14 protein-coding genes and 1 pseudogene are annotated in these 19,648 nt (G+C 45.6%); 6 read left to right on the plus strand and 9 right to left on the minus strand.

The annotated features are described in order from the left end of the window. Nucleotides 1-54: 54 nt before the first annotated feature. From HMPREF0999_RS13150 to HMPREF0999_RS13180, 8 genes and pseudogenes are all read right to left on the minus strand, one after another. Nucleotides 55-1,521, minus strand: a complete 1,467-nt coding sequence (locus HMPREF0999_RS13150; RefSeq protein ID WP_009276127.1) for an O-antigen polysaccharide polymerase Wzy family protein — start codon at nucleotides 1,519-1,521, stop codon at nucleotides 55-57. A gap of 113 nt (nucleotides 1,522-1,634) precedes the next feature. After that, on the minus strand, nucleotides 1,635-3,182 hold the full coding sequence (locus HMPREF0999_RS13155; RefSeq protein ID WP_009276128.1) for a lipopolysaccharide biosynthesis protein: 1,548 nt from the start codon (nucleotides 3,180-3,182) through the stop codon (nucleotides 1,635-1,637). 662 nt (nucleotides 3,183-3,844) lie between these two features. Beyond that, nucleotides 3,845-4,159, minus strand: a pseudogene (locus HMPREF0999_RS22000) (IS66 family transposase); the annotation flags it as partial. Nucleotides 4,160-4,291: 132 nt separating this feature from the next. After that, nucleotides 4,292-5,863 carry an ATP-binding protein gene (locus HMPREF0999_RS13160; protein ID WP_009276129.1) on the minus strand — a complete coding sequence of 524 codons (1,572 nt, stop codon included), beginning with the start codon at nucleotides 5,861-5,863 and terminating at the stop codon, nucleotides 4,292-4,294. Nucleotides 5,864-6,137: 274 nt separating this feature from the next. Continuing rightward, nucleotides 6,138-8,051, minus strand: a complete 1,914-nt coding sequence (locus tag HMPREF0999_RS13165; RefSeq protein WP_010182003.1) for a polysaccharide biosynthesis protein — start codon at nucleotides 8,049-8,051, stop codon at nucleotides 6,138-6,140. Between the two features lie 16 nt (nucleotides 8,052-8,067). Next, nucleotides 8,068-8,448 carry a hypothetical protein gene (locus tag HMPREF0999_RS13170; RefSeq protein WP_009276131.1) on the minus strand — a complete coding sequence of 127 codons (381 nt, stop codon included), beginning with the start codon at nucleotides 8,446-8,448 and terminating at the stop codon, nucleotides 8,068-8,070. Between the two features lie 39 nt (nucleotides 8,449-8,487). Next, nucleotides 8,488-9,543, minus strand: a complete 1,056-nt coding sequence (locus tag HMPREF0999_RS13175; protein ID WP_009276132.1) for a transcription termination/antitermination protein NusG — start codon at nucleotides 9,541-9,543, stop codon at nucleotides 8,488-8,490. 507 nt (nucleotides 9,544-10,050) lie between these two features. Then, entirely contained in the window at nucleotides 10,051-10,983 is a 933-nt protein-coding gene (locus HMPREF0999_RS13180; protein WP_009276133.1) for a tyrosine-type recombinase/integrase, read from the minus strand. 86 nt (nucleotides 10,984-11,069) lie between these two features. Between HMPREF0999_RS13180 and HMPREF0999_RS13185 the strand changes: the two genes are divergently transcribed. The 6 genes from HMPREF0999_RS13185 to HMPREF0999_RS13210 all read left to right on the plus strand — a co-directional run bounded on the left by HMPREF0999_RS13185 (nucleotide 11,070) and on the right by HMPREF0999_RS13210 (nucleotide 16,548). After that, nucleotides 11,070-11,459: a DUF2007 domain-containing protein gene (locus tag HMPREF0999_RS13185; protein WP_005858748.1), complete on the plus strand. Its 390-nt coding sequence runs from the start codon at nucleotides 11,070-11,072 to the stop codon at nucleotides 11,457-11,459. 13 nt (nucleotides 11,460-11,472) lie between these two features. Then, a complete protein-coding gene (locus HMPREF0999_RS13190; RefSeq protein ID WP_005858749.1) occupies nucleotides 11,473-11,655 on the plus strand; it encodes a hypothetical protein in 183 nt (60 codons plus the stop codon). A 165-nt stretch (nucleotides 11,656-11,820) separates the two neighbouring features. Next, nucleotides 11,821-13,155: an NADP-specific glutamate dehydrogenase gene (locus tag HMPREF0999_RS13195; RefSeq protein WP_009017039.1), complete on the plus strand. Its 1,335-nt coding sequence runs from the start codon at nucleotides 11,821-11,823 to the stop codon at nucleotides 13,153-13,155. A 181-nt stretch (nucleotides 13,156-13,336) separates the two neighbouring features. Then, on the plus strand, nucleotides 13,337-14,767 hold the full coding sequence (locus tag HMPREF0999_RS13200; RefSeq protein WP_005858754.1) for a phosphotransferase: 1,431 nt from the start codon (nucleotides 13,337-13,339) through the stop codon (nucleotides 14,765-14,767). Next, the gene (locus tag HMPREF0999_RS13205; protein WP_005858756.1) at nucleotides 14,764-15,501 is read left to right on the plus strand and encodes a nucleotidyltransferase family protein; all 738 of its coding nucleotides are present in this window, start codon (nucleotides 14,764-14,766) and stop codon (nucleotides 15,499-15,501) included. The genes HMPREF0999_RS13200 and HMPREF0999_RS13205 overlap by 4 nt, the downstream gene beginning before the upstream one ends. 15 nt (nucleotides 15,502-15,516) lie before the next feature. After that, a complete protein-coding gene (locus HMPREF0999_RS13210; protein WP_009276134.1) occupies nucleotides 15,517-16,548 on the plus strand; it encodes an endonuclease/exonuclease/phosphatase family protein in 1,032 nt (343 codons plus the stop codon). Nucleotides 16,549-16,628: 80 nt separating this feature from the next. Here HMPREF0999_RS13210 and HMPREF0999_RS13215 read toward each other — a convergent pair whose 3' ends face one another. Further along, nucleotides 16,629-19,583 carry a PEP/pyruvate-binding domain-containing protein gene (locus tag HMPREF0999_RS13215; RefSeq protein ID WP_009276135.1) on the minus strand — a complete coding sequence of 985 codons (2,955 nt, stop codon included), beginning with the start codon at nucleotides 19,581-19,583 and terminating at the stop codon, nucleotides 16,629-16,631. Nucleotides 19,584-19,648: the final 65 nt, after the last annotated feature.

Here is a 19,648-nt window from a genome sequence, read left to right on the forward strand (position 1 = left end):
GAACAGATAAAACATAACACCAGAAAAAAATTCCTCCTAGAAACAATGTGAAAATCAGAAAGGAATAAACAAACAATTAAGCTTATATTTTCTTTTAAACCAATAAATCAATTGAACACAAAACAAAACACAAAAAGGTCTATATAAAGCTGTTATAACACTTAAAGGCTCCGCTCTTGGAGACATAAAAAATACAGGAAGCACATAAAACAATATATACATATATGAATATTTTTTCTTACATCTACCGGCAAATCGCATAATTATAAATGTACACATATAACCAACGATCATAACTCCGAACATATTCCCTAAAAGATAAGATTCCGCAATCGCACTACTTCCCATACCATGTCCGTTTAAATAATATCTAGGAGATACTTTATACGACAACCAGTCTGCCCAAGAATACCCTTCCCGTACCGTACCTAAAGTTTGTCCATTAGGTATTCCTAATCCCAAATACTCCATCAACCTATTTTCTCTAAAACTATTTGTTATTGGCCCAACAAAATAAAGCCATCCATTAGCAACTTCATCCACATATTGTATCGTACGGCCTATCGTTTGAATAGAAGTGCCTTGTTGCCAAAAAAAAGATTGAATCAATTGCGTGAAAACAACATCATCCTTTTTTTGATCTAAATCTTTAAAACCACTATCCCTAAAATCATTAACGAGTTGAGCTACATATATTAAAGAAAATCCGATCAACACAAAACGTAACATCCATCTCCAATTCACTCTAATACCTCTAATACCTAAATAGACAAGAAATGCCAATACTTGCGTAAATGTTGCAGATCGACCACCAGTACCTAACAGTATCAACAATGTAAAAATGTAAAAACAACTCACTAATATATATTTTTTCCCTATGGGAAATGTACTTAAATACAAGTATATTCCAGCCACACAAAGATCATCACTAATTCTCAAAATAGGATTATCAACAGTTGTTGATGATTCATTTAAATACACCGCCAAATAACCATTTTCAACAACAAATTTTACAGCTTGATATAAATACAGCAAATATGGTACACAAAATGATATAAACAAGAAGAAACCCAATCGACGTATTTCAAATATCAACGAATCATTTTTCACGCACGTTTTATAATTATATCTATCAACAAAGAGACAAGAAGACAAAAAACCAACAAATGAAAAAAGAAGATAAAATATAATTGAATTCAACATCTCAAATTGAATTGACAATGAGAAATAAGACCAATCATTAGCCCACGTCGAGACATAAAAATAAGCATCTTCAAATCCTAGCGCATCTAAAAATACACGAGACATAATAAAAACGCCAAACGCTAAAACATAAAACGTATATAAAAGAGAATCAACATCCTTAACGACAAGCAACAAGACTATACAAAAAAGATATATAGAGCATGAATAATATTTCAAAAAAGACACTATCACCTCACTTGGAGATTGTACCCACAGAATAAACTGAAGAAATATTAAGATAAAAAACAAAACAATTAACCCCTTTATTTTTTTCATATATTCAAATTCTAATAAAAACAAGTAGAATATATTTCATCTTCCTTTAAATACATCCATAATACAATATTCAGCACCTCACGTAGAACTTTCATCTAACAATGAGGATTATATCAACCATCTATAATTGTTAAATGACACATCCGGACAAATCGCATCATCAGGTTTCTCATTCCCTGAGCAACAAAAAGCAAGGCTAAAGTATCTAAAACAGAGAATACAAGAGTGGTTAATAATCCAGCAAAAAATGTCGTATTTTCTTTCTCCATTGAATATCTCATTCCAAGGAAAACAATCACTCCACAAAGCAATGTTACCACCAAATGCTTCGCATACATAAACACGTATATTCTCAATGGCTCATCCAAGCCCTTGCGAAATAAATAGTAAGGTTTCCAACAAAAAACGACTAGAAATAAGCTGATCAGAACCCCGGATAACACACCATGCAATCCAAAGGAATACCCCAAGATGATAGATAGACCAACATTAACAGACGCTTCTATCACCGGAGCCCAAATATCGCTAAATAAGCCATAAGCATTAATATAAGTATCGACCGTTGTTCGGCTTAAATTTATAAACAGAATAGCCGTCATCAACAACAAGCTCAAGGAATCCATAACATATTCCTTGCCTATCCAAAAGGAGACAAATGATGGAGTAACCAAAAGAACCCCGAAGCACATGATACACGAGAACAAGAATCTTATAGAAAACAGTTCCGCAAATACACTCATGATCTTTCGCTTATCCCCTTCAGCTATCAAATTTCCAACCCCGGCATTCACACTGTTAAACAGAGCCGTCATCAAAGTTTGAACACCCATTACAATCAACATATAATTGCCGTACAAAGCAACTATCGTTAATGTCGTATAGGCATATATAATAATGGGACTACTCTGCGTCAACGCAAATCCCGCAATCTTATGAAAAAACAACTGCTTGACCTTCGTGAGCACATCCGGATATTTCCTAGCCAACTCTTTACCTACATACAAATCAGTCTTTAAACAAGGATAAGTCCGGGCGATCACCCGATTCAAAGCCACCGAAGCCACCACAGCGAACACCACTTCCAATACCAGCCACCAAACATACCCATTAGATAAATACCGGATCGCCAATATTTGGCAAAGCAGTTTCGCCAACATTGAGGCTTTGTAACTATACTGTATCTTATACTCCTGCTGATCCGCAGATAGCACAATCTGCTTATAATTAACAAAATAGCTCAATAGTGCGCTAACCAACAACGCCCCGAAAGAGGCATACGCATACCATAACGGCAATGGCATCTTGGCGAAGATCCAAGGGAAAAAGGCCATCAGGACTACACTCCCGGCTATTACGATCCATGCGATACGCCGATAGAGCCATCCTTGCAAGGATACGATCTCATTAATTGCGTTCGCATCTTTCTCGGCAAGCGGTTTATAAAGGGTACAAGAGATAGCCGATCCCACCCCCAGCTCTGCGAGGTTCAAGAATTGCAGCAAATTAGTAGCCGTGGTATTCAGCCCCAGCACCTCCGCCCCCAAGTAATCCAAGAAGAGCTTTCGGGAAAAGAACTGGAGGATCAAGTTGATGAAATAAAACACCAACGCTACCGAACTGTTTTTTATGCTCTTGGATGTTCGCGAATCTGTCTTTGCCATATCTTCGACAAGCGTATCTTTTGTCCCAAGCAGTGGGAGAGCACTGTCCCAAGGCATGGAACAGATAACTCCTTCCGGTTGGGAATCTACTGTTCCCTTACCGGGGAAGTCTCTGTTCCCTTATCAGGTAAACCGCCTTTACTAGTACTGGTAATAGCGATTTAGCGCAAGCATCTACCCCCTATAGCCATACCCCTTAGCCCCAGTGTTCACTGGAGTTTGAGAAGGTACCGAAATATCGGATTAATTTATAAATTATTTGTTTTTAAACACAACAGTTCTTGTGTCGTAACTATTCAGCATGTTGTGTAAAACGTTCTGAAATCTTTTTCCCACTCTTGCAATAACAAAATAGATTCCTCTACTTACCTCAAAGCAGAGATTATTCTTTCTTTTCACAAGATAAAAATTCTATTTTTCTCTATCTCTTTTCTAAGGGCATTTTACTGTGCCCTAAACCGGGTTGTATTAAAATTTTAGAGGATATGTCAAAACTCAATTTTAGCCCAGATGAGCTTTTGATTTGAAACTTGAACATCCTTAAAGACAAAAAGAAGAGTCGTACCATTACTCAAAACAGAGCTTGATACGCCTCTTTTAGGTCTTGTAAGGACAATCTGTAATTTTTCGGAGAGGTCATTTTAGTTTTGACACATCCTCAATCCAATGAAATCCCTAGCTGAGCTGCCATGTAATTTAACCTTTCCAATCACACTGTGATAAGTAGCAGCCATTTCAGCACCGGCATCACTACCGTAATGAAGTGAATTGTTTCGTTGAGTAGTAAGCTTCCGAATGGTTCGCACAACAAGGTTGCTATCTATCGGTAGTTCCCCATCATCCAAGAAAGTAAATATCTCTTTCCTAAATCAATTCAGATAATTAAGGGCTTCTGTATAATACTGACTTCTAAATTCTGAATTCTTTGACTGTCCACTGTCCAACAAGGTACGCAATTCGATTAGGAGTCTCTTCGTTTCCGTAAGCCTGATACCTCTGAAAGATAATACATCTTACAACGATAAGATGATACACCTTACATTAACAAGATGATACATCTTCCGCACGAAGATAAAACATCTTTATCAGACTAGAGTAACCTGTAACTCTCAACAAGACATAGAACCCTCGATAACCCAATCCCCCAACGTATGCCGCTCACTATCAAAATTAATCCCAACCTTTACGATCGGCAACCCACAAAGAGCGAAGCGCTCCGGGTAATTGCGCAAATTGATTTGCTCAAGGGCTATATCCGCGGTCTTGTTTAACTTCAATTCCACGACATAGAGTGTTGTCGGTGTGCGCATCACCATATCCACACGGCCTTTCGGGGTACGGACTTCCACGTCCACATACATTCCTAGCAGGCTGAAGATCGTGTAAAGCAAGGACTGGTAATGGCCCTCGTAATCCGTATTGTCACATTGGGGGATGGTGGACAGGAAGGTCTGCAACAGACGCAGGGCATCGTCCATCCGCTCTCCAGCGATCGCCTCGAAAAGAAGGGCTACTGTAGTAAGTCCATCCGCTGTGTATTGATGCAAATAATTGGGCAATAAACTCTTCATCAATCCCATACGTACCTCCTTGTTTGGGATGTCGAGCGTGTACAAATTCGTGAGCGAGGAATAATCCTTTATCGTGATGTAACCGCTCTGATAGAGCAATGGCGTAATATCGACCATCCGTTCCGTGGGTGCGTCAAACGACTCTGCCAAAACCTTGCGTGCGCCTATTTGCTGGGGTTTCACGTGATACTTGTTCAGCATCTCGATCAAATAGGTGGGCGTACCGCTACCGAACCAATAGGAATTTAGTTTACTGTCGGCCAAGGCGTTCAACAAGCTGAACGGGTTGTATATATCGGGCGAGGGCCACGTGAAATGGTAACCGTCATAATTCGATTTCAAGGCACCCAAGGCACCCTCCGGAGAAACGCCGAGGTTGTCGGCCAAACGACCGATATCCTCGCCCATCTGCTCACGCATTTCCTCCTCCGTGATGCCACAGAGCGAGGCGTACTCCGGGAGCATGCTGATATTCTTGATATTGTTCAACTCGCTGAAGATGCTCAATTGAGAGAACTTCGTGATACCTGTCAAGAATACGAAACGCAAATAAGGATCGCAGGCTTTCAGCGGACTATAGAAGTTACGCATCACGTCGCAAAGCTTCGGCAGCTCCTTCTCCTCATGCACCACGTCCAGTAAGGGAGCGTCGTACTCGTCAATCAAAACAACCACCTTTTGACCGGTCTGGGCGTAGGCACGTTTGATGAGACTTTCCAGACGTTGGTTCGTATAAATAGCGCTCTCATCACGTCCGTATATCTGCTCGTAACCATACAATTTCCTCTCCAGCTCACTCAGAAGCCGCTCCTTGTCCATATGCTTTGCCGTGCTCATGTCGAAATGAAGCACCGGATAGCTTGTCCACTCCTTCTCCAGACACTTGATAGCCAAACCCTCAAACAAATCCTTTCGCCCCTCGAAATAACTATGGAGCGTAGAAGTAAGCAACGACTTTCCGAAACGACGGGGACGGCTCAAGAATATATAACCAGACGCACCATGTGTCATTCGATAGACCAATTCCGTCTTATCTACATACACATAATTCCCCTCTCTCAATTTAGAGAATGTCTGTATTCCTATCGGATATAATCGTCGCCCTTCCATCTTCGTCTCTGTTTATTGGTTCGTCAAGACAAATATAACGCTATTTCCCTAAATGATCAATTTTCAGTCCTCTATTTTGGCTTATCGCACCATAATACTCAAAGCAACACAAAAGTTCGCTTTTCGAAGAAGATATACTGACTTGTCCTAATCAGTATATCTCCTCAAGGCAAGTCAGTATATCTTCTCAGAGCTAGTCAGTATATCTCCTTTTAAAAGTCAGTATTTTTGACAACTTAGTTATTTTCTATCCCACACATCAATATCCGGTTCCCTATTTATCCAACGCCTCGTACTTGGAGTGCCGGCTTTTGAACTCGGGGACGATCGCCTTCATCTTGCCCACGATGGCCATATCGTCCCTCGAGCGGCCTAGGCCGACGAGTTCATCTATATCTTGGCAAACCGTATCATAATCGTACTCCCGTACCTTGGCGATCTTGATCTTCGGATGGAAGGTAGGCAGCGTGATCTCCTCGTCGTTCAGTACCTCCTCGTACAGCTTCTCGCCGGCACGAAGACCCGTAAACCGGACCTCTACGTTCTTGGCGCCCGAAAGCTGAATCATACGTTTCGCCAAGTCGATGATACGCACGGGCTTGCCCATGTCGAAGACGAAGATCTCCCCACCATTACCCATCGTACCCGCCTCCAATACCAACCGGCAGGCCTCCGGGATCAGCATGAAGAAACGGATGATATCCGGATGCGTCACTGTCACGGGACCGCCCTTGGCAATCTGTTCACGGAACAACGGGATCACGGAGCCGTTAGAACCCAGCACGTTGCCGAAGCGGGTCGTAACGAACTGCGTCACGCCTTCCACATGGCCCTCCTTGATCGCCTTGTCGAGGCTCTGCACGTAAATCTCGCAGATGCGCTTCGAGCAACCCATCACATTCGTAGGATTCACCGCCTTGTCCGTGGAGATCATCACGAACTTCCTCGTGCCATACTTCACGGCCAAGTCGGCGATCACACGGGTACCGTCCACGTTGTTACCCACACTCTCGCAAGGATTATCCTCCATCATCGGAACGTGCTTATAGGCCGCCGCATGGAATACATAGGCGGGGCGATGCTCCGAGAAGATCTCCTCCATGCGAGACTTGTTAGCGATGTCCGCCACCAAGGTATAGGCGTTGATATCCCGCCAATCCCTCGCCATCATCAAGCGGATGTCGTGCAAGGGAGTCTCCGCTTGATCTACCAAGATCAAACGATCCGGAGCGAATGAGGCGATCTGGCGCACCATCTCGCCACCAATGCTGCCGGCGGCTCCCGTTATCAGGATGCGTTGACCACGAAGCAAGCGGCCCACCGCCTCCATGTCTATCTCTATCTTTTCCCGGGGAAGCAGATCCTCGATCTCAACCTTCCGGAGTTGTGTATGCATCAAATCGCTCCTGCCATCCCATTCTTGCGCCGCCGGGGTCACGTAGATCTTGATCCCCGCCTCCGCCAAACGGGCCACCATATCCGGCTGTTCCCGGATGGAGTCGCTCTTCAAGGGGGAGACGAAAAGGATCGTCGCCCGCTCCCGGCGCATCGCATCGATCAGCTCCTCATCGAAAGGGTACACACGCACTCCCATCAATATACGATTCTGCATGTTCCCGGCCTCCGAGACGAAGCCTGCCAGCACGTACTGTGCGGGATCTTGGTTCTGGATGCTCTTCGCCAAACTGATACCGCCCTGCTTCACGCCGAAGATAAAGGCACGCTCAGCCTTCGACTGGCGAAAGGTCGTCACGTAGAAATACTTCACGAACACACGCATCGCCCACATCAAGCTCATCGCCAGCAGGGAGGATAGCACAAGGTCTCGTTTACGGATATACACCAAGTAAGGCGAAAAATCCGTAAACTCTTGGAAGGTCACCACGCAAACCACACCGAACAGCACGGCGAAGCCCACCCGTTGCAAATCCACGAAGGAAGAGTAACGAATGATGCCCGAATACGTACGGAACAGCCTAAAGCCCACCAGATAAGGCACTAGGCAAACACCCCACGTGAGCGACAGGTGCCAAAAGATGCCCATCGTGGCGAAGATCCCGTTATTCAAGGCATATACCAGCAAGCCTGAAAACAGGATCACCAAGCAATCCAACAGGATAATGCTCCAATACGGCAACGCTTTCCTTGAGAAATACCACGTTGAGAGTTTAGAAAAAAGGTTCATCATGAATAAAATTTTTGGTTCATGTCAGCTGGGGCAAGCCCTCCACCTCACCGGCATGCCATCTTCGGTAGTCGGTCGAAGAGGATTCGGGAGCAGTTAGTACCACGTAATCCGTCTCGTCCCACCGCAAGATATGTTTACGGGCGTAGGAACGCAGCGAGCGATCCGTAACGGAGACCATCACGATTGGGAACGGGTAGGCGAACAGGCGCAGCGGTGTGGTCTCGCTATCCGGGAACGCACGATGCAGCTGGTAGGCCGAACGCTCGAAAGCCACCCAATAAGGTCCTGTACAATATAAGTGGATCGAGGTATGGTTCATGCGCTCACGCTCCATGATCTCGTTCAGGTGTTCGTTTAGCAATGCGACCAAGCGAATACCGGAGGGAAGGGAAGACATTTCTTTTTGAATTATGAATTGTAAATTATGAATTTTGAATTATTCATTATGTTTCAGCCACCGGTCGTAATCAGCCAACCGACGGATCAAAGATAATTTACTCTTCTTCGGGGAGGATTCCCGGCTCCACGGATCGATCAACTCGTGCGCACGATAATAATAGATACTGCTATCCGTACAGCCATAAAGCGTAAGTAGTAATAATGCCAACGACTGCTCCGCACGGATCAAGGATAAGAACGAGACGATCGTTCCGATCAACGACTTTTGCCGCTCCTCGTCCCCTAATATCGTATAGGCAGGCAACAAGAGGGAATAGAGCTTGCAACGCATCACGGCCGAATCCAACTGCAACTCCCCATAGGTACGCAAGGTCTCGGCCGCCAGCTCACGATCGGCAGCCGTAACGCCACAACTTCCCCAATGACGCCCTAGTGCCTCATGAAGACCATTTTGTATCCGGGAATTGTCCAAACGGGTATATACATGCTTGCCTTCCTCGGCCAAGCTGATCACCTCATATTCGCCCGGCTGAACACGCAACAGGGGAACCCACATCCAGTTGTCCACGCATACCATTACCTCCCGCTCGCCAACACCGGGCTGTATTACTACACTTGCCTCAACACCTTTGAAACGACCATCCGTGATGCGTATCCGGTCACCTTTACGCAAATAACCCGCTTCCGGCACATACACCGGAAGCTCATCCGAGTAAGAACGGGCCACCCAACGCAAGTTTTCCATCTCACGATCGGAAACAAAAGGATATGAGCCACGGCCATCCACGCTAGGCAGGAAATTATACAAGGGAAAATCTCGTTTCAAACGGAAGATCTCATATACAGAAGAGCGGATAAACACATAATTGTAGAGCAACGGACGGTGAGTCTCCACCAAATGCCCTTCACGGCGGCGCATCTCCACGAAAGAGGGGGCGAAGAAATCGAACGTAGGCTCACCCAAACGCACTCTGCGATCCAACTCCTTCTTCAAACCCTTAGCAGGGCCTTTATGACAAGCGGGAAGAGATAACACATACCATCTTACGGCGTGGACATCACGCAATGGTAAAGGAGGAAGATCATGACCCATAGGTAATTCAATGCCATATCAGAGCATCATATTAACACACTGATAATCTAACACTTAAATCAAAAATTCTTTTCTATTCCCGAAAATTTAAAAGCAATATAAACCATGTCAATATCTCTTCTATCGGGACGTGAAAGAGTGGCTACTTGGGAAGTAGCGTAAAAAGTGAGAAAATCATTATTACCCTGCTGTAGAGACGGAGTGTGCTCCGTCTCCCACCGTCAGGTAGTAATTTAAAATACCTATTTGAGGGGATGAGACGGGGCACGCCCCGTCTCTACACGATAGTTCGTACGATTTTTGGGTGACGTGATGATGTAGGGAATATGAGGTCGTTTCGTCTCCATTGTCGTGTCCGTACACCACGCATAGAAACGAAAAATAGAGGAAAGACAAATTCGGAAAACAAACAAAGCCTACACAAAGCCTAAAAATTGTTTGTTATTCGGTGTTTTTTATTAAATTTGCGGCGTGGAAGATTACGCTACTTCCCAAGTAGCCTATCGCCTACCCCACCTTTGATACCTCATTATATATACTCTCGAAGCAAGCCTTGTTCACCGCAGACATCCTATCCAACGAGAAGCTTTTCAAATAGATTTGCGTGGTCTTGATCGATTGGTGTCCCAGCAATTCGCTGATCATCTCGATCGGTACACCCTGTTCCTTCAAGGTCGTGGCGAAAGAGTGACGGATTGAGTACGAGGTAACCATTTCCGTCACACCACAGGCATTTGCCAGTTCCTTCAAGGAACTGTTGAAATCAGCCAAGGCAGAGGTATATTCCCGGAAGGCCTCTTCACCCGTTTTCGTCCCACTCAAGAAAGTGAATAGATAAGGAGAGTCCCGAAGCGTGTCGGTCATTAACGCAGCCAACAACTCCTTGGCCACAGGCTGTATCTCGACCAACATCGGCGTACCCGTCTTCTGGCGGTTATACCTCAAGACACCACTCCGGATATCACTCTTTTTCAAATGAGCGAAATCGACAAATGCCATACCGCAAAACAAGAACATCAAACACAATGCCCGCTGTGTTTTCCGCAGCCCCGAATCATCCAACGGAGCGGTCATCAACAAACGCAAGGATTCCGTAGGCAACGCCTTCTTCTGTTTGCTTTTCACTCCCATGAAAATCCCCTTGAACAAATAACGGGAAAAAGGAGCCTCCCCATTCTCCATTGCCAACCCATACACACGGCGAATCCTACGCATATAGGTAGACACCGTATTCCACGAGCATTCCCGGTCCCGCAAATAGTCTTGATACCTCAAAAGCATTTCCCGGTCGATACGGGTATAAGGAATCACCTCCTGCCCACAAAAACGCAGGAATGAATTCAAGGCATCTTGATAACTCTTGGCGGACGAATAACGTCCTTGCTCTCTCAATCGGGCTATATACATCCGCATACCCTCCGCTAAATCATACTGTTTCATATTTTCACGTATAAAAAAAGTAAATTACAATAAAAAACACGGTTAATTCGTGATTGTCTACTTACATTTGCAGAAAAACAAATACTATGGACAAGATCGTAGAAATAGCCCGGTTCACCTATCCGGCGGATGCCCAACCGCTGATGGCCCTGTTGAGGTCGGAAGGGATAGAATGTTATCTCCGCAATGAGTTAAGCAGCCAGATCATGGCCGGTTACGTAGACGTAGGCGGCGCACGGGTGGAGATTCTGGAAAGCGACGTTCCCCGAGCCATGAAGATCATGGAGGAAGGCGGTTACGACCTGCCCCGGGAAGACGAGCAAGCGGAACCGGTAGAACAAGTCGCCGGATTCGCACGTCATATCCCTTTTCTACGAAAATATCCCTTAGAGAAACAAATCATGATCCTATTCGTCATCATAGCTGTCTTTTTGGCTTTGGTGATTTACTTCGGATCGCTTATTTCATCAAACTAAACAAATGTAATCAATGGCACGCAGAAAGATAACAAATAGTCAAGCCGTATGTATCACCTTACTATGGGGTGTCTTATGCTACATGCTGCTTGTATACAGCGAAACGATCAATTTCGACGTCATATTTGCCCTTGTAGCCTCCGCTATCATTGTGTTCGTTCCGATCTATAAGAATTTCAAGCATAGAGACGAATAACATTTCGTCGTTTTTTCAAACTTAATATATCTAAATGATATTTTTTATGCATTTTCTCTTTCAATTATTTGCTAGTGTCAAAAATTAGCTTACCTTTGCCACGTCGTTAAACAAACGGCGTACGGATAACAAAATGGTATAACATTCTAAATATAAAATTCAGTCATGAAGGCAAGTGAAGTTTTAGACAACTTGAAAAGAAGATTTCCGAACGAACCGGAATATCATCAAGCAGTATCAGAGGTTTTAGGGACTATCGAGGAAGCTTACAACGAGCATCCGGAATTTGAGAAAAGCAACTTGATCGAGCGCCTTTGTATCCCCGATCGCATTTTCTCTTTCCGTGTAACTTGGATGGACGATAAGGGACAAATCCAGACGAACATGGGTTACCGTATCCAGCACAACAACGCTATCGGCCCGTACAAAGGCGGTATCCGTTTCCACGCTTCCGTAAACCAATCGATCCTTAAGTTCTTGGCTTTTGAGCAAACGTTTAAAAATTCACTGACTACATTGCCGATGGGTGGTGGTAAAGGAGGTTCCGACTTTAGCCCGAGAGGAAAGTCAAACGCTGAGATCATGCGTTTCTGCCAAGCCTTCATCCTTGAGTTATGGCGCCATATCGGTCCGGACACGGATGTTCCCGCCGGCGATATCGGTGTAGGCGGACGTGAGGTCGCTTATATGTATGGAATGTACAAGAAATTGGCTCGTGAGAATACGGGTACATTCACGGGTAAGGGTATCGAGTTCGGAGGTTCCTTGATCCGTCCGGAAGCTACAGGTTACGGAAACGTATATTTCTTGTTGCAGATGCTGAAAACCCGCAACATTGATATCAAGGACAAGGTAGTTTGTGTATCAGGTTCCGGAAACGTGGCTCAATATACGGTAGAGAAATTAATCAGTCTTGGAGCGAAAGTTGTCACGATGTCTGATTCCGACGGTTATATCTATGATCCGGATGGTATCGACCGTGAGAAACTGGATTATATCATGGAGTTGAAGAACTTGTATCGTGGCCGTATCCGTGAATACGCGGAGCAATACGGATGCAAATATGTACAAGGCGCTCGTCCTTGGGGAGAGAAATGCGACATCGCTATGCCGAGCGCAACCCAGAATGAGTTGAACGGCGACGATGCCAAGACTTTATTGGCCAACGGTTGCTTCGCCGTATCCGAAGGCGCTAACATGCCTTCTACGCCAGAAGCTATCGACGCATTCCTTGAGGCCAAGATCCTTTACGCTCCGGGTAAGGCCGCTAACGCAGGTGGTGTATCCGTTTCCGGTCTTGAGATGACTCAGAACGCACAGAAGTTAAGCTGGAGCAGCGAGGAAGTAGACCAGAAACTTCAGAGCATCATGGAAAACATCCACGAGCAATGCGTAAAATACGGAAAGCAAGAGGATGGTTACGTAAACTACGTGAAAGGCGCCAACGTAGCCGGCTTCATGAAGGTAGCTAAGGCTATGATGGCACAAGGAATACTCTAGGTAATTGAAAATTGAGAATTGAAAATTAGTTAGAGAGGAGAGATTGATGATCATATAAGCGAGGGGGATAGGCTTTGAGAGGCTATTCCCCTTTCTTATTTCCGACGAAGTCCCAATTTTCAATTTTCAATTCTTAATTTTCAATTAAAAAGCGGTATCTTAGTGCCGTAAATCGATAAGTATGATAACAGAAGAACTTAGGAAGCTATACCAATCATATACCGGATCACCGGCAGAGGAAATAACAGAGTTACCGTCATCCGGCTCTAACCGCCGGTATTTCAGGATAAAAGGTCCTGAGACGTTGATTGGAGTTAGTGGCACTTCTACTGAGGAGAACGAGGCTTTTATCTATATGGCAAAACATTTCCGGGAGAAGGGCTTACCCGTACCGCAAGTATATGCCAGCTCGGACGACCATTCATTTTATATCCAAGAAGATTTAGGAGATACGCTTCTTTTCAACGCCATCGAGAAAGGCCGTAAAAGCAGTGTATTCGACGAGGAGGAACGCCGTTTATTACACAAGACGATCACCAAACTCCCCGACATCCAGTTCTTGGGGTCCGACGGTTTCGATTTCTCGTATTGCCATCCGCAAGCCGAGTTCAACCAACGGTCTATCCTTTGGGACTTGAATTATTTCAAGTACTGTTTCTTAAAGGCTACCGGGATGGAGTTTCAGGAAAATCGTCTGGAAGATGATTTCTTGAAGATGAGCGACGTATTGTTACGCAGTTCCTCCGCCACGTTCCTGTACCGTGATTTCCAGTCACGCAATGTTATGGTAAAGGATGGAGAGCCTTGGTTTATTGATTTTCAAGGTGGACGAAAAGGCCCGGTTTATTACGACGTGGCTTCCTTCCTTTGGCAGGCGAAAGCGAAATATCCGGAGGATCTGAGGAATGAATTACTATCGGATTATATCACGGCCCTACGTAAATATATCCCGGTAGACGAAGCTTACTTCCATAGCCAGCTGCGCCATTTCGTCCTGTTTAGGACCTTGCAGGTATTGGGGGCTTATGGTTTCCGGGGGTATTTCGAGAAAAAGCCTCATTTCATCCAAAGCGTCCCGTTCGCGATCGAGAACCTGCGGCAGTTATTGAAGAATGACTATCCGGAATATCCCTATTTATGCTCCGTCCTTCGTGAGCTTACCGGGTTGAAACAATTCACGGATGATATCCAGAAACATATGCTGGAAGTAAAGGTCATGAGCTTCGCCTATAAAAAAGGAATCCCGAACGACCCTAGCGGGAACGGAGGTGGATTCGTATTCGATTGCCGTGCTATAAACAACCCCGGTAAATACGAGCGTTACAATCATTTCACCGGTTTGGATGAGCCAGTGATCCAGTTCTTGGAGGATGACGGGGAGATCACGAACTTCCTCGAGCATGTCTACCATATCGTAGACGCCTCGGTAAAACGATATATGGATCGTGGATTCACCAATTTGATGATTTGTTTCGGATGTACGGGAGGACAGCACCGTTCGGTCTATTCCGCACAGCATCTGGCGGAACATCTTAACACCAAGTTCGGAGTAAAAGTACATTTAGTACATAGAGAACAAAATATAGAACAACTCTTTAACCCTACATTATGAAAGCTATGATTTTCGCGGCCGGTACTGGTTCCAGACTGAAGCCGTTAACCGATCACACGCCAAAAGCGCTTATACCTATCGGGGGCAAACCGATGCTAGAACACGTCATACTGAAACTGAAATCCTCCGGTTTCGACCAGATCGTGATCAATATCCACCATTTAGGCAACCAGATCGTGGATTTTCTGGAGGCGAACAACAACTTCGGTGTCCGGATCGAAATCTCGGACGAGAGCGATTATCTGCTGGATACGGGAGGAGGAATCAAGAAGGCCACTTCTCTTTTATGCGGGAACGAGCCTTTCTTGATACATAATGTCGATATCTTATCGAACGTGGATCTCAAGAAACTATACGATACCCATGTACAAACGAACCCGTTGGCTACCTTACTCGTCAGCCAGCGCAATACCTCACGTTATCTATTATTTAATAAGGAGAATAGACTGTGTGGTTGGCGTAATCATGAGACCGGCGAGGTAAAATCTTACTATCCCTATTTTGACCCGGATCAACACAACGAGTACGCCTTTAGCGGAATCCACGTACTCTCGCCCAAGATATTGGAGCTGATGGAAGAATGGACCGGAAAGTTCTCTATCATTAACTTCTATCTGGCTATTTGCGCCAAAACCGATATCAGGGCTTATATGGCGGATAACCTAAAACTATTGGATATCGGCAAGCCGGAAACCTTGGCCGCCGCCGAGGAATGGCTACGACAAAACATCTAACAAAATATTTCACACATGAAAAAAACTAGTTTTATCTACTTACTCTTGTTGATCGCGCTGGGCCTCAGCTCTTGCCAGCAAGAGAAGACTTTCAGGGTTCTTCAATTCAACATCTGGCAGGAAGGCGCTGTCGTAAAAGGAGGCTTTGACGCTATCGCTGACGAGATCGTAAGAAGTAACGCCGATTTCGTTACGTTAAGCGAGGTACGTAATTATCATCAGACCCGTTTTTGCGACCAGATCGTGGAAGCGTTGCAGCAAAGAGGACAAACGTACTATTCTTTCTACACCGAGGATTCCGGTCTGTTAAGCCGCTACCCGATCACGGATAGCACGACCGTCTATCCCTTGAACGATGACAGGGGTAGTATGTACAAGGCCATTACCCACATCGGCGATGCCGAGGTAGCTCTTTACACCGCCCATCTGGATTATCGTAATTGCGCTTATTACGATGCCCGTGGATACGACGGAAATACATGGGACGAGGAACCTCCTGTCACCAATCTGGACACACTCCTATGGTTGAACGAGCAATCTGTCCGTGACGACGCTATCGCTTGCTTCCTAAAAGAGGCGAAAAAGGATCGGGAAGCCGGACGGATCGTTATCCTCGGAGGGGACTTTAACGAGCCTTCCCATCTGGACTGGACCGAGGCGACCAAAGATATGAGAGACCACCAAGGATTGGTTGTTCCTTGGCACGTATCCGTCATGCTGGAGAAAGACGGCTTCAAAGATACGTACCGTGAGATCTTCCCGAACCCTGTAACTCATCCGGGACTTACCTGCCCGGCGGACTGTAAGGATATCGCTTTAGAGAAATTGGTTTGGTCGCCGAAAGCGGACGATAGAGATCGCATCGATTTCATCCATTACGCTCCATTCGAGGGATTAACGCTTACAGATGTATGTATCATCGGTCCGAAAGGTGACATCCTCCGTGGGCAAAGAGAGACGGAAGAGACCTCCGACCCGATCATGACTCCCCTTGGAATCTGGCCTACCGACCACAAAGCGGTTCTTGCCACTTTCCACTTGAAATAAAAAATGGATTCGCGAGACCCGTCTTACCGGCTCGTCTCGCAAATCCACAAACAACTATCTTCTCTTGAAACGCTATCTTTTTATGGTTTCAATACCACGCCAAGACTTTTCTTCCCATCCATCTTAATCGTAATCGGAGCATCAAAATGTACATGACGAAGATATTCCGTCTCCTCTACGGCGGGTTGCGCATTCAAGAACGCCTCATCGAACCAACCATCTCCCTTAAATGGATTAACCGTAAAATAGCCCACTCCGAACGAAGTCAGGTTCTGGAAGAAATGGGTACCTTGACTCGGGTCTACCCGATAGTTCTCCAATCCGCATTCCACAATCACCCGTGCGTTACTGATATGCGGCCATTTCACCGGAATACCCAACCAAGAGTCGCTGCTCCCCCATCGACCGGGGCCGACTAATACGTATCCTTTCTCCTGATCGGTAAACGAACGGTTCATCTTCTCGATCTCATAAGCGATCAACTGATTATTGGATGAATTAAAAGCGCCCGTCTTCACATAGATAATATCCTGTACGTCGCCAACGATGCCATGCCCCAAAACACTGGTAGAAGAAAGGATGGTTTCCTCGTTCTTCACCAAGCTCAGATCCTCGTCCATAATCTCTTTATTATCTACGATCGGACGGATTTGCAACAGATAGAAAGTCGCCCTTGTATGATCCGACGGGTCCATGTTGACAGCGAACTCAATCTCGACCGGACGACCCATTTCCTGCTGCCCGATCCGTAAGATCTGATCCAACGTATCCGCCAGCGGGAATACGTCATGCTGTAGGATATTCACGAAAGAAAGGATCTTACGACCGCCCGGATAATAACCGTCACGGATAATCTGATCGTACGGATCGTATGTAGAGACAATATATTTCAAGGAACCTTCAGCGTCAGCGTCCTTCAAACCCAGCTTCACCAAGTTAAAGGCATCATCCACCGAGAAAGCCTCCGCCATATTCTTCAAATCCAAGGCATAGAAACGAGTCTGCGTTTCCCTAAGAGCGAAATCCATCGTACTCATCTGCAAGATACTATGGGGATGTCGGGGAGAGAAACGCAAGGTTTGCCCGCCGTCGACGATATACTTACCCAATCCCAAGGCGATATTCGCGATCCCATCTTCCGCCTTCTCGTTACCGATCGGATAGAAATTCAAGGAACGGGCCACGCCCGACATCGTCGGATAGAAATGATCATTATAACGGGAGCCCACCACTTCTTGCAAGACGATAGCCATCTTCTCCTGATCGATCAAGTTCGAGGTAGCCGTCATATACGCCTTACTGTCCTTATAAAAGACAGAGGCATACACCGCCTTGATAGCGTCGCTCACCGTACGGAGCATATCGTATTTCTCCTCGATCTTAGGTACCATATACGTAGAATAGATCCCGGCGAAAGGTTGATAATGCGAATCTTCCAGCAGGCTGGAGGAACGCACGGCGATCGGGCTTTTCACCACATCGAAGAAAGCCATCAAGTCCTCGATTAAACGGGAGGGCAAGCTGGCCCGCAAGAAATACCGGAGGATCGTCTCGTCGTCCGCATCGCCCAGCGCTACCGGATACAACTCGTTCGTCTCCATGAACTCGTCGAAGATGTCGGTACAGATCACGACCGTCTTCGGGATATTCACGGCAAAATTATCACTCTCCAGCTTAGGGTATCGCTTCACCATCGCACCGATAAAGGCAAGACCTCTACCCTTACCTCCCAGCGAACCGTCACCAATACGGGCAAAATTACTATACTCATCAAAACGATCCTTCTGATAAACCGCCACGACACCCGTGTTCTTCATCCGGCGATATTGCACGATCAAGTCGAAAATCAATTTCCGGGCCTCATCCATATCCTTATAGTCACTCACGTCCACATGCTTCAAAACCTCGGCGGGCGGAAACATGGCACGGGAATAAAAGAAACGGGAGAAATGATTCCGGGAGAGATGGTAAACCAACGAATCGTCGGGAATCTGGAAGACTTTCTTTTGAAGGTCTTTCAAATCCTTGATGCGCATGATCTCCTCTTTCGTATGCGGATTCAGGATCACGAAATCGCCGAAACCGAAACGCTGCATGATCTTCTTTTTCAAATCCTGCGGATAACTCTTGGAATTCTTATCGATAAACGAGGCGTTCAGTTCCTTCGCATATATATGGTTGCTGGCCTCCGAAGACTCCAACACGAAAGGAATGATCAAACCCGTTTTCCGTACATACTGTCCGAACTTATAACCGGCATACGGATCTTTCACGCCATTGTGCATAAAACTCATGTCCGAGATAATACCCAACATATTATCCCGATACTGATCAAAGATACGTACCGCCTCCTCGTAATTCCGGGCCAATTTGATCTTCGGACGGCCCCGCATACGCAACGTACGCTGGTGATCGTTCAACGCCTCCTTCGCGAACATCTGGCTCTGCTCCAGCACAAACTTATATAAATGAGGCAAAGCGGACGAATAGAAACGAATGGAATCCTCCACCAACAAGATGATCTGTACCCCCACGCTGGCCGTATCGTCCGGAGCGTTCATCTTATCCTCGATCAACTTGATAATCGCCAGTAACAACTCCGAGTTACCCAACCAGCTGAACACATAATCGATAGCACTCAGATCCTCGTTGGCGATCCGCTTAGACACCTCTTTCGAGAAAGGAGTCAATACAACGATCGGAATATTCGGATAATGCACCTTTATCTCGCTCGCCGCAGCGAATATATCCCGGTTATCCATATTCGGCATGCAAATGATCAATTCGAAGTTCCGGTTCTTCAACTCATTCAAAGCCTCTTCCTCGGTAGTCACCTGCGTAAACCGGGGTGGGTAACGGAGGCTTAAGGAAGTATATTCGTTAAATATCTGCTCATCTACACGCCCGTCATCTTCCAGCATGAAGGAATCATATTTCGTAGCGATAAGCAATACATTATATATACGCTTATTCATTAGATTGGCAAACGGGGTGTCTCTGAACACCAAGTCTTTTAAGTTCGGTATACCGCTCATAATAGATTCTGATAGAATTATTCGAGTCAAATGTAAGGAAAAATAATAACTATTGAAACATGAAA

It is taken from the genome of Parabacteroides sp. D25, assembly GCF_000307475.1.
Classification (GTDB): Bacteria; Bacteroidota; Bacteroidia; order Bacteroidales; family Tannerellaceae; genus Parabacteroides; species Parabacteroides distasonis.

What these genes read in the sequence shown, in the direction of transcription:
- HMPREF0999_RS13150 (WP_009276127.1), bottom strand. Translation starts at nt 1,521, where the DNA reads ATGAAAAAAATAAAGGGGTTAATTGTTTTGTTTTTTATCTTAATATTT.
- HMPREF0999_RS13190 (WP_005858749.1), top strand. Translation starts at nt 11,473, where the DNA reads ATGGCACGCAGAAAGATAACAAATAGTCAAGCCGTATGTATCACCTTA.
- HMPREF0999_RS13180 (WP_009276133.1), bottom strand. Translation starts at nt 10,983, where the DNA reads ATGAAACAGTATGATTTAGCGGAGGGTATGCGGATGTATATAGCCCGA.
- HMPREF0999_RS13170 (WP_009276131.1), bottom strand. Translation starts at nt 8,448, where the DNA reads ATGTCTTCCCTTCCCTCCGGTATTCGCTTGGTCGCATTGCTAAACGAA.
- HMPREF0999_RS13175 (WP_009276132.1), bottom strand. Translation starts at nt 9,543, where the DNA reads ATGGGTCATGATCTTCCTCCTTTACCATTGCGTGATGTCCACGCCGTA.
- HMPREF0999_RS13200 (WP_005858754.1), top strand. Translation starts at nt 13,337, where the DNA reads ATGATAACAGAAGAACTTAGGAAGCTATACCAATCATATACCGGATCA.
- HMPREF0999_RS13160 (WP_009276129.1), bottom strand. Translation starts at nt 5,863, where the DNA reads ATGGAAGGGCGACGATTATATCCGATAGGAATACAGACATTCTCTAAA.
- HMPREF0999_RS13165 (WP_010182003.1), bottom strand. Translation starts at nt 8,051, where the DNA reads ATGATGAACCTTTTTTCTAAACTCTCAACGTGGTATTTCTCAAGGAAA.
- HMPREF0999_RS13210 (WP_009276134.1), top strand. Translation starts at nt 15,517, where the DNA reads ATGAAAAAAACTAGTTTTATCTACTTACTCTTGTTGATCGCGCTGGGC.
- HMPREF0999_RS13205 (WP_005858756.1), top strand. Translation starts at nt 14,764, where the DNA reads ATGAAAGCTATGATTTTCGCGGCCGGTACTGGTTCCAGACTGAAGCCG.
- HMPREF0999_RS13155 (WP_009276128.1), bottom strand. Translation starts at nt 3,182, where the DNA reads ATGGCAAAGACAGATTCGCGAACATCCAAGAGCATAAAAAACAGTTCG.
- HMPREF0999_RS13185 (WP_005858748.1), top strand. Translation starts at nt 11,070, where the DNA reads ATGGACAAGATCGTAGAAATAGCCCGGTTCACCTATCCGGCGGATGCC.
- HMPREF0999_RS13195 (WP_009017039.1), top strand. Translation starts at nt 11,821, where the DNA reads ATGAAGGCAAGTGAAGTTTTAGACAACTTGAAAAGAAGATTTCCGAAC.
- HMPREF0999_RS13215 (WP_009276135.1), bottom strand. Translation starts at nt 19,583, where the DNA reads ATGAGCGGTATACCGAACTTAAAAGACTTGGTGTTCAGAGACACCCCG.